The sequence below is a fragment of the Planctomycetaceae bacterium genome (assembly GCA_021371795.1).
Classification (GTDB): domain Bacteria; phylum Planctomycetota; class Phycisphaerae; order Sedimentisphaerales; family UBA12454; genus UBA12454.
Genome location: JAJFVK010000022.1, coordinates 1 through 15,235, shown reverse-complemented (window position 1 = coordinate 15,235; position 15,235 = coordinate 1). Strand labels below are relative to the sequence as shown.

Below are 15,235 nucleotides of genomic sequence, written 5' to 3'. Positions count from 1 at the left end.
GATGATTTGGGCATTGATATTAATTCCGTTTTGTGCTTCTTTGTTGAGCCTGCTTATCCGCAGCGATAACCTGCGAAGGTATCTGCTTGTCGGCGCCGCGATTGGTCATTCAGTGATTATGACGTTGAGCTGGACGCGGAATTTCCTTCCGATTTTGAACGGCTGGTTCGCGATTGACTTGATTGCACAGTTATTTTTAAGCATATCAAGTTTTCTGTTCCTTATGACGTCTTTCTACGCTGTCAGGTATCTGAAAAACGAAAAGCATGACGGCAAAAAAGATTTCGAGGAAGAGAAATTTTTCGTCAACGCTCCCGAAGCGGTTTTTACCGCGTGCCTTTTGATGTTTTTGGCGATGATGACAATGGTTGTTTCGAGTCAGCATTTCGGAATTTTATGGGTTACGATGGAAGCGACGACGCTCGTAACTGCGCCGCTGATTTATTTCCATCGCCACCACCGTTCACTCGAAGCGACGTGGAAGTATCTGCTTATATGTTCGGTAGGCATTGCGGTTTCGCTGCTTGGCAATTTCTTCTTGGCGATTGCAGCTTCTGCTCACAACGGCGTTTCGATACCGCTGATGCGCAGCGACCTTATCGCAGCCGGTTCGCAGTTATGGACGCCGTGGGTTAAAGCGGCTTTCATATTTTTCCTCGTAGGTTACGGCACTAAAATGGGACTTGCTCCGCTGCACACCTGGCTGCCGGACGCTCATTCGGAATCGCCTTCGCTTGTTTCAGCTTTGCTTTCAGGCGCGTTGTTGAATTGTGCGTTTGTCGGCATTTTGCGTGCATTTGAAGTAACAGCCGCCGCAGGACAAATCGCCTTCGCGCAGGACCTTTTGATAATGTTCGGTTTGGTGTCGATGCTTTTCGCAGCGGTGTTCGTTATCGGTCAGGCAGATTACAAACGAATGCTTGCGTATTCGAGCGTCGAGCACATGGGCATACTCGCACTTGGCGTCGGACTCGGCGGTACAGCGGTTTTCGGTTCGATGTTCCACGCGATAAATCATTCGCTCACAAAAGCCGGTTTGTTTTTGATTGCCGGCAATATCCTCGCTGCTTATAAAACCAAAAATGCCGCCAATGTAAGAGGTTTGCTTTCGACTATACCTGCGTCGGGACTTCTTTGGGTTGCGGGCATTTTAGCTATTACAGGTTTTCCGCCTTTCGGAATATTTTTAAGCGAGTTTGTGATTCTCAAAGCTGCCATCGATCAGGGACGCTATGCGATTGTTATCGCGTATCTTATTTTGCTTGCGATTATATTTATAGGTATATCCGCTATCGCGTTGCGAATGGCACAGGGCAAAAGTATCAAACCTGTCGAGGTAAAAAGCGAAAGGGCATCATCGTTCCTGCCGCCGGCAATTTTGCTTACCGCGACGCTTGCACTTGGAATTTATGTTCCGACTCATTTGAGCGATGTTCTGCACACGATAGCTTCTCTGTTGGGAGGTTACTAATGAGCCGACAACTGCTTGCAATTTATAACGGTCATTCAGCGGATATAAATGCTGTGCCGCAGTTATTGATTAATGATTTCAGAGATGTGATTATTAATAAGACAAACGAAGGCCTGCGAATCGCTTCGCTTTTCGGCATGCCGCAAAATAATGATATTGTGAAATTGATCGTTGTGCTTGCCGACGACCGGCAGGGTGTTTTGTATCTGGCTTCGACCGAAGTTAAGGAAAATTATCAGTCGCTTACGCCCGATTGTCCGCAGGCTCACTGGTTCGAGCGTGAGATTGCCGAGCAGTACGGCGTTTTGCCGCTTGGCCATCCGTGGCTAAAACCGATTCGCTTCCATAATTCTTACGGCAAACCCGATGTGTGGAAGCGTTCCCATAATGGCGTTAAGCCCGGCATAACGGATTTTTTCCGTGTCGAAGGCAGCGAGATTCACGAAGTCGCAGTCGGCCCCGTTCACGCCGGAATTATCGAGCCGGGTCATTTCCGTTTTCAGTGCAACGGCGAAAACGTCCTGCATCTGGAAATATCGCTCGGCTATCAGCACCGCGGAATCGAACAGCAGATGAAAGGCACGCCGAATAATCGCCTGTTCCAATATATGCAAACCGCCGCAGGTGATACGACAATCGGACACAGCCTGACATATTGCAATATTCTCGAAGCGTTAAGCGGCTGTTCTGTTCCCGTAAGGGCACAGGTGCTTCGCGGCATCGCGATGGAATTTGAACGACTGGCCAATCATACCGGCGACCTTGGCGCACTTGCCGGCGATGTCGGTTATCTGCCGACCTCGTCTTTTTGCGGACGCATCCGCGGCGATTTTCTTAATATGTCCGCTGTGCTTTGCGGCAATCGTTTCAGCCGTAATTTCCTCCGCGCAGGCGGAACGGCGTTTGATATTGAGACTCGACACATTGAAGATTTGCAAAAGCGTTTGGCCGCTGCCTTTAAAGACGTTGAAAACGCCGCTGATTGTCTTTTTACAACTCCTTCGGTGTTGAGCAGATTTGACGACACAGGCGTTTTGTCGAAAGAAACAGCACAGGCATTGGGTATTGTCGGCCCCGCAGCACGTGCGTGCGGCCTTGATTATGACAGCAGATATAATTTCGCAAGCGGAATTTATCAGTTCCAGCAGGTTCCTGTCGCGACCTGGCACACAGGCGATGTCTTCGCGCGTGCGTATGTCCGATGGCTTGAGATTCAGCATTCGGTAGCGTTTATTCAAAATCAGCTTAATACGTTGCCAAGCGGCGCAATTGCGGTTGAGCCAAAAAATATTTCGTCGAATAAGATTGCTGTTGCGATGACCGAAGGCTGGCGCGGCGAAATATGTCATACCGCGATTACTGATTCAGCAGGCCAACTGGCTCATTATAAAATTGTTGACCCATCGTTTCATAACTGGATGGGATTGGCGGTTGTGTTGAGAAATCAGCAGATTTCAGATTTTCCGTTGTGCAATAAAAGTTTCAATCTTTCTTACTGCGGACACGACCTATGATAAAAGCGCTAATAGCACGAATAAAACAGGGTTATAGAACATATCCGTTCCCGGCAAAAGAACCGATTCTGCCGGAGCGTTTCAAAGGCAGACCGATTCTGCATTTGGATAAATGCGATACTTGCCGCAAGTGCAGCGATGTTTGTCCTGCCGGTGCAATTTCTTTTGAAAAAGGAAAGCCGGTTTTAGATTTAGGTAAATGCGTTTTCTGTGGTCAGTGCCAGAAAACTTGCGCAAATGGTGTCATTGAATTTTCAAAAGATTACAGACTTGCCGCCACAGACAGAAACGACTTGCTTGTAACAGACAAGGAAAGAAAACTTGCGCAGGCTCTTGATAAACAGAGCCAAAGAATCTTCGGCCGTTCGCTGAAACTTCGTCAGGTAAGTGCCGGCGGCTGCAATGCCTGTGAAGCCGATACGAATGTTTTGTCCACGCTTGTTTTCGACCTCGGCAGATTCGGCGTGCAATTTGTCGCTTCACCAAGACACGCCGATGGAATTCTCGTTACCGGCCCCGTTACGCAGAACATGAAAGAGGCGCTGAAAAAAACTTACGATGCCGTGCCCGCTCCGAAATTTGTTATCGCAGTTGGTGCGTGCGCGATTTCCGGCGGCGTATTCAACGGCCATCCGGAAGTCAATAACGGCGTTAACGATATTAAAGTAGATTTATACATTCCCGGCTGTCCGCCGCATCCATACACCATTTTAGACGGCTTAATCACGTTTCTTGGCCGCCGATAAGAGATAGCTTTACAACACACAGCAATTTTTGTAAACTCATTCCCTATGAGCGACAACAATAAATCTGAAAATAACGAACAGCAGCCGGTTCACCGCAGACGGCCAAGATACAACGGTACGCACCCAAAGACCTTTGGGCAAAAATATAAAGAGCACAATCTTTCCGCGCATCCCGAACTTCGTGATAAATTGAGAGCAAAAGGTAAAACGCCCGCCGGTTCGCATATACCGGTATTATTAGAAGAAGCACTGGAACTGCTCAAACCGGAACCGGGGAAGATTATGGCCGATTGCACACTCGGCTTCGGCGGACACTGCCGGGCATTCTGCAAACGCCTCGGCACAACCGGAAAAATGGTTGCGTTCGATATGGACGGCATAGAAATTGAAAAAACCAAACAGCGGCTCAAGAATATTGAAACGCCGATAAGTTTTCAAAACAGTAATTTCGCCGGCATTGAAAAAGCAATGCGAGAAGAGCAAATCGAAGGCTTCGATATTATTTTCGCCGACCTCGGCGTTTCAAGTATGCAAATCGATAATCCGGAACGCGGCATAAGTTACAAAAACGATGGCCCGCTGGATATGCGGCTGGATACGCGAATTCAAAAAACCGCCGCGGATTTAATTAACACCATCAGCGAAGAAGAAATCGGCAAATCGCTGTGGGAATATTCCGACGAGCCGGACTTCGAACAAATCGCCAGAATGATTGTCGCGCAAAGACAGGTTCAGCCGATTACAACAATCGCACAGCTTATGCGTCTTGTCTTTGCGGTTAAGGGCCTGACAATCAACAGCTTCAAAAAACAGCAGCGAAATTCAAAGTTCGGTTCACTGCACCCGGCGGCAAGAACGTTTCAGGCACTTAGAATACTCGTGAACAATGAACTCGGCTCACTTAGAGAACTTTTAAGAGTTGCGCCGAGCTGTCTGAAAAAAGGCGGCCGAATCGGAATCATAAGTTTCCATAGCGGTGAAGATAAACTTGTCAAAAATTCGTTCCGAGACGGATACGCCAACGGCATCTATTCAGAATTTATAAAAAATGCCATCGTTCCCAAAATAAAAGAAGTCGTGGCCAATCCAAGATGCTCGTCAGCAAAACTGCGCATTGCAGTAAAAGCATAATAACCCTCAAATAAAGACTTATAAGCGTTTTTACTGAAAATAAGAATACGCACGTTTTAAACGATTTTTTTCCTAACTGTCTGCTCAATATCAGTTTATCGTTTTTTGTAATTTTTCAGTTTTTCATCAAAAACACTATTTAAAATGCGCACGTATTTGGTAAAACGCCCAAAAAACATTCAAAATCATCCTCAAAAATCGAAATTCTTGAAAATTCGCAAATTATGCGCAGGTTTTCGCGTGCGCAAAATTTCAAACATACTATATGTAGTTGTTGGTTGTTAGTTGATAGTCGATAGTTGCGCATTCCTGCCGCAAAATCGCGCAAGGCGCAAGTTTGAGTGTAACAAAATGGAATCTAAATCACAGTAAAATGAACTGAAATACACTGGAACGATACTAAATTACAGTGAAATCGTAAGAAATAATAAAAATGAAAAATCGGTGTTTTGAAAACTTGCATATTTAAATCAAATATTAAAAATCAAAAAAAATTGCGGAGTCGCTGCGGCGATATTTTTTTAAGCTGATTACACAGCGGCGGAACGCTGACTTTTTTCTGTTTAATCATTTTGATAACGGATGATTTTTAAAAGTACCGGCCACATAATCAAAACTATCAACGGTAAGATAAACGCAATTAAGCCAAAAGCTAAAATGGGATTATTCCATTTCGCGGTTGTTAAGGCCATGCACGTCGAGCCGACAACGAAAGTATAGAAAACTATAAAGCCGGACGCCGAGCCGATGTCGGAACTTACCTGACTCAAAATCAAATTTATACTCAACGGTCTTGTCATACCGCAGCAGAAGGTAAAAATACTCATAAATGCCGCGAAAAGATAACAATTGTGCCGGCCAAACAAAACTATTGCCAGTGCTGAAACAATACAGCCTGAAATTCCGAAAGTGATAATTTTATTATCTGAAAAAAACTTAATCAATCTTGTACACGCAAACGCGCCGAGCATTGCCATTCCGGCGTTCAGAGCGAACAGCAAACCAAACATCGAGGTGTTCAGATGGAATATTTGAATGTACACAATCGGAGAAAACGCGATGAACCCGAAGAACGGGCCGGAGATTAACCCCATAATCGTGTTTGCCAGGATGTAGCCTCTGTTCAAAATGAGCGATTTATATCTGCCGAAAATGTGGAATACATTCGCTGTGAGTTTTTCCTTCAATGTTTCAGTGTAGCCTAAAGACAGCAGCAATGTCAGTGAAGTAAGCATCGCCTGTGTAATAAAGATGAAACGCCAGTCAGCAAATTTGAGAAATAAACTGCCGATTGTCGGCGCGGTCAGCGGAACAACTGAAAGAATGATACCGATATATGCCAGTGCGCGTTTTCTTTTTTCGCCGTCGTAGATGTCTCTGCAAATGGCCAATGATATCGCGGCAGGCGACGCTGCACCGATGCCCTGAATGATTCGCCATGTGATTAACTGGCGGATGTTCAGCGAAGTAGCGCAGAGAAAACTTGCGGCTACAAAAATAAATAATCCTGTCAGCAGTATCGGCTTTCGGCCGAATTTGTCGGACATTGTGCCGAAAACCAGCATAAACGCGGCGAAGAACACAAAGTAAAACACCAGCGACAGACTCGCGGTGTCTGTGCCGATGTGCCATGCCTGCGCAATCGTCGGTATGGCCGGCAAATACATATCCGTAGCCAGAGGCGAAACCGTCGATAACAGGCCTAAAAACAAAATATATTCTTTGTTGGTTTTTAATTTAAACATAATTTTATTGTAAGGATAAGTTGTCCTGAAAAAAAGGCAATTATAAATATACGATTTTGTTGGGATGGGGTATTTCTTATTGTCTTTTAGCAACTGGTTGCTAAAAAATTTTAAACAAGAGATGGAAAATGGCGAAAAGTGTGTATAATAGAGCAGATTTTTAAAAAAGGGTTTGCAAAATGAAAAAAATCACGTTCGTAATGTTCGTATTGGCTGTTTTAAGTTTATCCGCAAACGGCGCATCGCTTTTGAGTTATGACAGGCAGGCAAAAGAGCTGCTTTCAAAGATGACGCTCGAAGAAAAAATCGGGCAGATGACGCAGGCGGAAAACTGCTACTTAAAAGATATAAACGACATCTCTAAATTTTATCTTGGTTCGATTCTAAGCGGCGGAAACGCAGACCCCAAAAGCGGAAACAGTCTCGATGCGTGGACGAATCTTTACGATACTTGTCAGAAGCAGGCGTTGCGGACGCGACTGGCAATTCCGATTTTTTACGGTATCGATGCGCTGCATGGGCATAACAATGTTTTGAACGCGGTAATTTTTCCGCATAACATCGGGCTTGGCTGCACAAGGGATGCTAATCTTGTCGGCGAAATCGCTCGCATAACGGCTCTTGAAATTCGCGCGACAGGAATTAACTGGACTTTTGCGCCTTGTGTAACTGTTCCGCAGGATATTCGATGGGGCAGGGCTTACGAGGGTTTTTCTGAAAACACAGAGCTTGTAAAAATTCTCGGTCAGGCACAGGTTCGCGGCTATCAGGGAAACGATTTGAGCAGTCCTTTTTCCGTTCTGGCATGTGCTAAACATTACATCGGCGACGGCGGCACAAAATTCGGCACTTCAAAACATAAAAATATGCTCGATCAGGGCGATGTGCAAATGAGCGAAGAACAATTGCGTAAACTTTTTCTTTCGCCTTATGTCGCAGCAGTCAACGCGGGCGTAGGCAGTATAATGCCCTCATACAGCAGTTTCAACGGTGTTAAATGCTCTGCGAATAAACATCTGCTGACGGAAATTTTGAAAGATGAATTGGGATTCGAGGGATTTTTAATTTCTGATTACAAAGCAATCAAGCAGATAACTCCTGATTTTAACGAAGCGGTAAAAATTTCCATCAATGCAGGTATGGATATGGCAATGGAGCCGAATACGTATGACCAATTTTTTGTTACGCTTAAAGAACTGGTTCAAAATGGCGATGTTCCGATGTCTCGCATTGATGACGCGGTAACCAGAATCCTGCGGGTTAAATTCGCGATGGGGCTTATGGACAAAAACAAATCGGTACTTGCTGACAGAGAGCTGCATAAGCAATTCGGCATCGCCGAACACAGGCAAATCGCACGACAAGCGGTACGTCAGTCGCTTGTGCTGCTGAAAAATGGAAATAGTGTTCTGCCGCTTTCCAAAAAGATTAAGCGCATTCACGTTGGCGGCAAAAGCGCTGATAATATCGGAAACCAGTGCGGCGGATGGACTATTGACTGGCAGGGCCAAAGCGGGAACGTGACGACAGGCGGGACAACGATTTTGCAGGCGATTAAAAACGCTGTGCCGGATTGCAATGTAACATTCGCATTGAATGCAAGCGGTACACAAGGCGCTGACCTTGGCATTATTGTAATCGGCGAAAAACCTTACGCTGAATATTATGGCGATGTGGCCGAGCCGGCGCTTGATAAGCAGGATGTCGAGGCGGTTGTGAATATGAAAAAGGCGGGAATTCCGGTGGTCGTGATTTTAATTTCCGGCAGGCCGATGCTTATAAATAATGTATTGGCTCAAGTGGATGCTTTTATTGCTGCGTGGCTGCCTGGTACTGAAGGGCAGGGCGTTGCTGATGTTTTGTTCGGCGATTACAAGCCGACGGGCAAACTTTCGTTTAGCTGGCCGAAATCAGCATCGCAAATACCGCTTTCTGAAATGAAAGACAAGCCGCTTTTCGAATATGGGTTCGGGCTTTCATATTAAAATTTTGGAATTGCAGAAATTGACTCAAATCATTACACTGAAGCCTCTTAAACTTTCGAAATATCAGTTTTTCAGATGTCTCTACGGTTGTTGTGTAGATAAAACAATAAATTATTAAAGGATTGATTTTATGACTGATAGACAATTGGCAGGAGGTAAACAAAACGTTTCTTCTGAAAGACTCGCGTCGCTTGACATCCTCCGCGGCTTTGATATGTTTTGGATTGTCGGCGGCGGTACATTTCTTCTTAATCTCATTAATTATCTTGGTTGGTCTTGGCTTGAGCCGGTCAAAGAAAACCTTGAGCACGTCGATTGGTTTGGTTTTCACGCGTGGGATTTGATTTTCCCGCTTTTCATTTTCATTTCAGGCGTAACAATGCCGTTTTCATTTGAAAAATATTTAGCTTCACAGCAAAAAGGCAAACTTTACTTCAGAGTAATTAGACGAGCGGTAATTTTAATTGTGCTCGGCTTGCTTTATAACAACCTTTTAAAAACGCTCGATTTTGCGAATCTGCGATATTTAAGCGTGCTTGGGCTTATCGGTATGGCGTATTTATGGGCGTCGATTGTTGTAATAAACTTCAAACCATTCGGTCAGGCGATTTGTGGGGCAGTCATTCTGCTGATTTATTATGTTTTAATGAATTTTGTAACAGTGCCTGGTTTTGATGCGGTTGATTTAACAAACGCCGGCGGCAATTTCGCGTCTTATATCGACAGGCTCATCGTTCCCGGCAAACTTATCTACGGTGCGACTGACCCTGAAGGAATTTTGATGTCTATTCCCGCTTCTGCGCTTGCGATTGCGGGTGCGTTGGCCGGTGCGTTGTTAAAAAAACAGAATATTAAACAATATCGTAAATGTTTATACATCGTGATTGCCGGATTAATTTGTTTAGGTATCGGAAGATTATGGGGGGCGCATTTTCCGATGATCAAAAAGCTCTGGACAAGCTCATTTGTTGTTTATGCAATCGGCTGGGCATTACTGCTGACCGCTTTGTTTTATCTTGTGGTAGATATCTGGAAAATCAGGAAAATATTTTTTCCGTTTATGCTGATAGGGGTAAATCCGATTACGATTTATTTGTGCGCTAATAAAATAATCAGCTTTCAAGATATGGCCGAATTTTTCTTCGGTGGCTTTATCAGGATTTCAAGCGACCCCTTAAAACCTGTAATTCTCTGGGCAGGGATATTGGTCTGCGAATTTGCATTTCTTTATATCCTTTACCGAAAGAAAATTTTCCTTAAAGTGTAAATTTAGTCGTAAGGATAAATCCAATTTCACTTGCATAAAAATTTCCCGCCGATAATATATTTCGTATGGAAGCCAGAACATTAGCGGTAATTCTTTTTATTTCAGCGTATATTCTTTTTGTCTTATTGCCCGCGAAAAGAACTATTGTGGCTATTACCGCTGCCTGGCTCGTTGTTATCGCCGGCGCTCTCACACTCAAGCAGGCGTTTTGGGCAATCAACTGGAACGTGATGGGAATATTTGTCGGCACTCTAATTGTCGCCGATGTTTTTATGAAAAGCAGGGTGCCCGCATGGCTCGCCGAAGTTATTGTAAACAAATCCAAAAACACCGCCTGGGCGATAATGTTCATTTGTATGCTGACCGGCTTTATCTCAGCGTTTGTTGAAAACGTTGCGACGGTGCTGATTGTTGCGCCGATTGCACTGGAAATAGCGAAAAAACTGAAGATTAATCCTGTTAATATGATGGTTGGCATTGCTATTTCCAGCAACTTACAGGGAACTGCTACGCTGATTGGCGACCCGCCGAGTATGCTCTTGGGCGGCTTTGCGAAAATGAATTTCTTTGATTTCTTTTTCTATCATGGGCGACCGAGTATTTTCTTTGCTGTGGAACTTGGTGCTTTGGCGTCGTTCTTTGTGTTGTACTCATTTTTCAAATTTCATAAGCATAAAACCGAAGTCATTGCCGTTGAAAAAGTCAAGTCGTGGATACCGACAAAATTTCTTGCCTGGTTGATTGTCGCATTGGCGATGTCGAGTTTCTTTGATACAGGCTTTTCATTTTTAGCCGGAATTATTTGTATGGTTTTCGGAGTTGTCTGCCTTGCGTGGGATAAACGTGTAAATAACGAATCGGTAATCAAATCTATTAAAGCTCTCGATTGGGACACGACGTTATTTTTGGTTGGTATTTTTATTCTCGTCGGCGCAATTACGACGACAGGCTGGATTGAGATAATCGCGGATGTTTTATCTGAAGTTGTCGGCGATAATATCTTCCTGGGCTATACGCTTATTGTTTTTGCATCTGTGTTTGTTTCAGCGTTTGTCGATAACGTTCCGTTTTTGGCCGCGATGCTGCCGGTGGCGATTTCAATGGCGGACAAGCTGAATATGAATCCATCGCTGTTTCTGTTTGGTTTGCTGATAGGCGCAAGTCTTGGCGGGAATATCACGCCGATTGGAGCGTCTGCGAATATCGTTGGTTGCGGACTGCTGAAAAAAGAGGGGTACGATGTAAAGTTCAGGGACTTCGCGAAGATTGGTTTGCCGTTCACCTTGGCGGCAGTTACCGCGGCATATTTGTTTGTCTGGTTCGTCTGGAAAAACGCGTAGAATAGGTTGTTATGGCAATAATAAAAAAATTAAATAAACAGCAATTTGCCGAGGCCATTGCTAAAGGTCTCGGCAGAGCGATGATGCACATTCAACATTATGGTCTGGATGATATGGCAGACATCGTATTGGATGCCTGCATTCACAACACTACTTACGATGCTCAATGTGAGTGCGGCAAGGAAAAGTGGCTTTATGAAATGTTTAAGGATACATCTTATTATAATAAGTTTCGTGATGCTATTTTATCAGCATTAGAAAAAACAGATGAATGGAAAGATGTTGGCCAACTCTGTGATTTAGTTATTGAGATGGCACTTGATGGAGATGGTTTGGCCAGAAAATCATTGAAGGAATTTGTTGTCAATTCTGCCATTTCCGGGAATGATTTTGACTACATGGGAGTTGAAGAGTATGTGCAAATTGAGGGTGAAACAGAAGTTTTGCAGCTCGCTGAAATATATGGACAAAGACTTATAAATAATCCGGAAGACAGTGTGCCGGAGGTTTTTACCTATGATGAAGAAGAAAGAAAAAAATATAATACTTTGTTAAAAGAAAACTCATATTCGAATAATAAAATAAAGGTTTTCTTCGATTGTATTGATGAAGATTGCGGTTTTGATTCACATGAAAGTATTTCAGAAGAACAAAGGGCTATTGAACGAGAAAACCGGAAAAGTGAATTTATTTCATTATATAACGCAGAAAAGATAATCCAAATAGCGGTGGATGGCTCTAATGATTCGCAATGGTTTTATAATAGATTTGGACGGTATGCGGACGAAAATGAATTAAAAATAGTTTTTTCACGGCTACTTGAAGAAAAAGATAATAATGTGCGAAGGCGGCTTTTGGGGGTGTTTAGAAGTGTCGCAATGCCAGAAGTACATGAGAAATTTTTTGAGTTGGCAAACGATAAAGATGAAAAATTCAGAGCGGCTATTATACTTGCTCTTGCAAATTGTAAAGATGAGAAAGTTCATGAATTTGCGTGTGATAGAATAAGACAAGGTAAAATTATAGGTTGGCCGGATCATTTACTATTTGATTTCTTTGTAAAAAATTATATTGCAGGAGATGCCACAAAAATTATGGAGGCTATTTTAAATTCTAAAGCTGATAAATGGGATGTTCATTCATATGGTATGAGCGTGATTGGAATAGCGGAAATGAATGAAACCAAAGAGTTGAAAGAACTGCTTTTATGGGTGTATGAAAATACGCCTTGTACTAATTGTCGGGCTGACAGTGTTGCGTGTTTGGAGGAAATTGGAGAATTAAGCAGAGAGATACTGGACGAATGTGCATTTGATTGTTCCGAAGAAATAAGGGATTCTGCAAAAGACATTCTTGAGAAAAAGTGAAAAATTGCGCAATAAAAAAGGCTCGATTATTCATCGAGCCTTGCTGAAGCAAAACCCTTGTAAATATTTATATAACAATTGGGTTATAAATTGAATATTTTGTTTCAGCGAAACCAAAACCTATTATAAGAAAAAAAAGAGCATTTAATATAGCGTTATTATAACACAGAATGCCGGTTTGACAAGGGGGTTTTTAAAGAATTTTTATATTTTTTAAGTCTTTATAAGCAAAAGAGTTATGCGTGGTACTGCAATAAAAGACGTAAAAACAGTGAAATTTTCTTGTATTTCCGGCCAAAAGGTCTTTTAAATGTGTTTGTGAAATTTTTAGATTAAAAATATAATTAGAATGGTGTGTTATGGCAGATGTGAGACAGAGACTGATTACGCTGGTGTTGGGCAAAGTTACGAAAGAGCTTTCGGGCGAGGTGTTTACTTCGGCGATTGTGAAAAGTTCGCCGATGTATTACAAGGCCGCGATGCCCAAGCAGGTTATCGTCGGGCAGGAGAATTATACTATTGGCGAAAAAAACGTAACTTTCTATCTGCGCGGGTTCCAGCCGGATATTCTGCTGATACAGGCAACTATTGAAGTCGACAACCTGTTCCAAAAAAATATTTTTGAGCTTGAAAAACAATCTTATGATTATTCGTATCAGATTTTAAAAAGTTTCGGCGGCGATTTGCTTTTCAGCGAAGAATATTCTGTCTTTGCTGTAACGAATTATGATGGTGAGCCGGAGCAGTTTTTGAATTATCAGGATATTATGGCCTCGCTCCTGAAGTCTGAAGAGTTGTTGAAACTCGACCCGCAGGAAGTGCAATATACGCTTGGTAACAGGATAAAATATGCGAATAATGATTTGTCTATTATTGATTGGGACGGCGCGTTTCTTTTCGACCCCAACGGCGATATCGATGAATGTCTTGATCTTTTGACCCTGGCGAATCTGCAACTTTTGAGGCATCGCATTCTTGACAGTCAGATAGATATAAGACTGGCCAGAATGGCCGAATTTGTGCATAATATCCCTGCCGGCGGGAAATTGAGCAGCAAGGAGTTGTCGCAAAAAATCAAAGAGACTATGGAAATCAGAATGGTTTCAATTTCCGAGCTTCAGCGGCTTGAGCGAGATGTTAAGCTTATCGGCGACTGGTATTCGGCGAGATTTTACGAGCTTGCGGCCGCGAAATTTAAAATTGAGGAGTGGAGAAAATCCATTCGCGGAAAACTTGAATCGCTCGAAGACGCGTATTCCGTTGTGATTGAGAATTTTACGGTTTCTACCAAAAATCGTGCCGAATGGGTTCAAATAATTTTGTTCTTTATTCTGCAAATCGGATGGCTAATATTAATTGTTATTGAATACTTGCATTTTACAAAATAAAATCAGGACAGGGATGGAAGATGCTGGCGAAATTGTATAGCGTAACGCTCGAGGGTATCGAAGGAATAATCTGCGAAGTCGAAGTGCATATCACGCGCGGAGGATTTGAAAAATCTCTTGTTGTCGGTCTGCCCGATACCGCTGTAAAGGAAAGCATTGAACGTGTTCAATCGGCGGTAATAAATTCAGGCTATGAATATCCGAGGACCAAAAGCGTAATCAATCTTGCGCCGGCTGATGTAAAAAAGGCCGGCCCGGCGTTCGACTTACCAATCGCTCTTGGTGTACTTATCAGTACGCATGCAATCGAAAGTTCCAGCGCGAAGGATTTTATTATTGTCGGAGAGCTTGCGCTTGACGGCAGAGTTCGGCCAGTCAACGGCGTTTTGAGTATGGCAATCGCGGCAAAAGAAAAAGGATTCAAGAGTATGATTGTGCCGCTGCAAAACGTTCGTGAGGCGGCGGTTGTCGAGGATTTGGAAGTTTTCGGAGTTGGTTCACTTTCACAGGCGGCGACGTTTCTTTCGGGCAAGCTGGCGCTGGAATCGACTTATGTTGATATCGATAAAGTGCTGGAAGACGCATCGATTTATGATGTTGATTTTTCAGATGTCAAAGGGCAGGAGACTGTCAAGCGTGCTTTGACTATTGCTGCGGCAGGCGGACATAATATTTTGATGATAGGCCCGCCGGGTTCCGGAAAGACGATGCTTGCGCAGAGACTCGCGACGGTTCTGCCGAAACTTACGATGACTGAATCGCTGGAGACGACGCGAATTTATTCTTCGGTTGGTCAGCTTGATGGTAAGGCTTTGATGGCGACAAGGCCTGTGCGAACGCCTCATCATACCGCCACTGGCGCCGCGCTTATTGGCGGCGGAAGCAATCCGCGATGCGGTGAGCTTTCGCTTGCACATAATGGAATTTTATTCCTCGATGAGTTCGCTGAATTTCCAAGAAACGTGCTTGAGATGATTCGCCAGCCTTTAGAGGAAAAGAAAGTTACAATCTCGCGTGCCAGGGGTTCGGTTGCATTCCCAGCTAATTTTATGTTGGTCGCGGCAACAAATCCGTGTCCGTGTGGATATTTCGGCTCTGACCAGAAGAAGTGTAAATGTACGCCGAACCAGATTGAGCGGTATATGGCGAAAATTTCCGGGCCGATGCTCGATAGAATCGATATTCATATCGAAGTTCCCAGCGTTACATTCAGCAAACTGCGTTCACGAGAAGAGGCTGTCAGTTCAACTGAAACACGGAACAGTGTTTTGTCGGCAAGAG

The 15,235-nt window shown here is 43.7% G+C and carries 11 protein-coding genes; 10 read left to right on the top strand and 1 reads right to left on the bottom strand.

Translation table 11 applies throughout. The features are described 5' to 3' along the window. Position 1: 1 nt before the first annotated feature. The 4 genes from LLF92_11640 to rsmH are packed head-to-tail and all read left to right on the top strand — an operon-like array spanning position 2 to position 4,862. Positions 2-1,471: a hypothetical protein gene (locus LLF92_11640; protein ID MCE5341758.1), complete on the top strand. Its 1,470-nt coding sequence runs from the start codon at positions 2-4 to the stop codon at positions 1,469-1,471. Then, on the top strand, positions 1,471-2,985 hold the full coding sequence (locus LLF92_11635; protein ID MCE5341757.1) for an NADH-quinone oxidoreductase subunit C: 1,515 nt from the start codon (positions 1,471-1,473) through the stop codon (positions 2,983-2,985). The genes LLF92_11640 and LLF92_11635 overlap by 1 nt, the downstream gene beginning before the upstream one ends. Further along, positions 2,982-3,731, top strand: a complete 750-nt coding sequence (locus LLF92_11630) for a 4Fe-4S binding protein (protein MCE5341756.1) — start codon at positions 2,982-2,984, stop codon at positions 3,729-3,731. Before LLF92_11635 ends, LLF92_11630 begins: the two co-directional genes overlap by 4 nt. Before the next feature lie 45 nt (positions 3,732-3,776). Continuing rightward, positions 3,777-4,862: a 16S rRNA (cytosine(1402)-N(4))-methyltransferase RsmH gene (gene rsmH / locus LLF92_11625; protein ID MCE5341755.1), complete on the top strand. Its 1,086-nt coding sequence runs from the start codon at positions 3,777-3,779 to the stop codon at positions 4,860-4,862. A 563-nt stretch (positions 4,863-5,425) separates the two neighbouring features. Here rsmH and LLF92_11620 read toward each other — a convergent pair. Beyond that, positions 5,426-6,607 (bottom strand): multidrug effflux MFS transporter, encoded by a 1,182-nt coding sequence (locus LLF92_11620; protein ID MCE5341754.1) that lies wholly within the window; start codon positions 6,605-6,607, stop codon positions 5,426-5,428. A 179-nt stretch (positions 6,608-6,786) separates the two neighbouring features. Here LLF92_11620 and LLF92_11615 point away from each other — a divergent pair, with 179 nt between their 5' ends. From LLF92_11615 to LLF92_11590, 6 genes are all read left to right on the top strand, one after another. After that, complete coding sequence (locus LLF92_11615) at positions 6,787-8,592, top strand: glycoside hydrolase family 3 C-terminal domain-containing protein (protein ID MCE5341753.1); 1,806 nt, start codon at positions 6,787-6,789, stop codon at positions 8,590-8,592. Between the two features lie 130 nt (positions 8,593-8,722). Beyond that, a complete protein-coding gene (locus LLF92_11610) occupies positions 8,723-9,859 on the top strand; it encodes a DUF5009 domain-containing protein (GenBank protein ID MCE5341752.1) in 1,137 nt (378 codons plus the stop codon). Between the two features lie 65 nt (positions 9,860-9,924). Continuing rightward, entirely contained in the window at positions 9,925-11,199 is a 1,275-nt protein-coding gene (locus tag LLF92_11605) for an anion permease (GenBank protein ID MCE5341751.1), read from the top strand. Positions 11,200-11,210: 11 nt separating this feature from the next. Next, positions 11,211-12,566, top strand: a complete 1,356-nt coding sequence (locus tag LLF92_11600) for a HEAT repeat domain-containing protein (protein ID MCE5341750.1) — start codon at positions 11,211-11,213, stop codon at positions 12,564-12,566. A gap of 359 nt (positions 12,567-12,925) precedes the next feature. Next, entirely contained in the window at positions 12,926-13,954 is a 1,029-nt protein-coding gene (locus LLF92_11595) for a hypothetical protein (GenBank protein MCE5341749.1), read from the top strand. A 20-nt stretch (positions 13,955-13,974) separates the two neighbouring features. Then, on the top strand, positions 13,975-15,235 hold a 1,261-nt coding region (locus LLF92_11590), incomplete at its 3' end, for a YifB family Mg chelatase-like AAA ATPase (GenBank protein ID MCE5341748.1).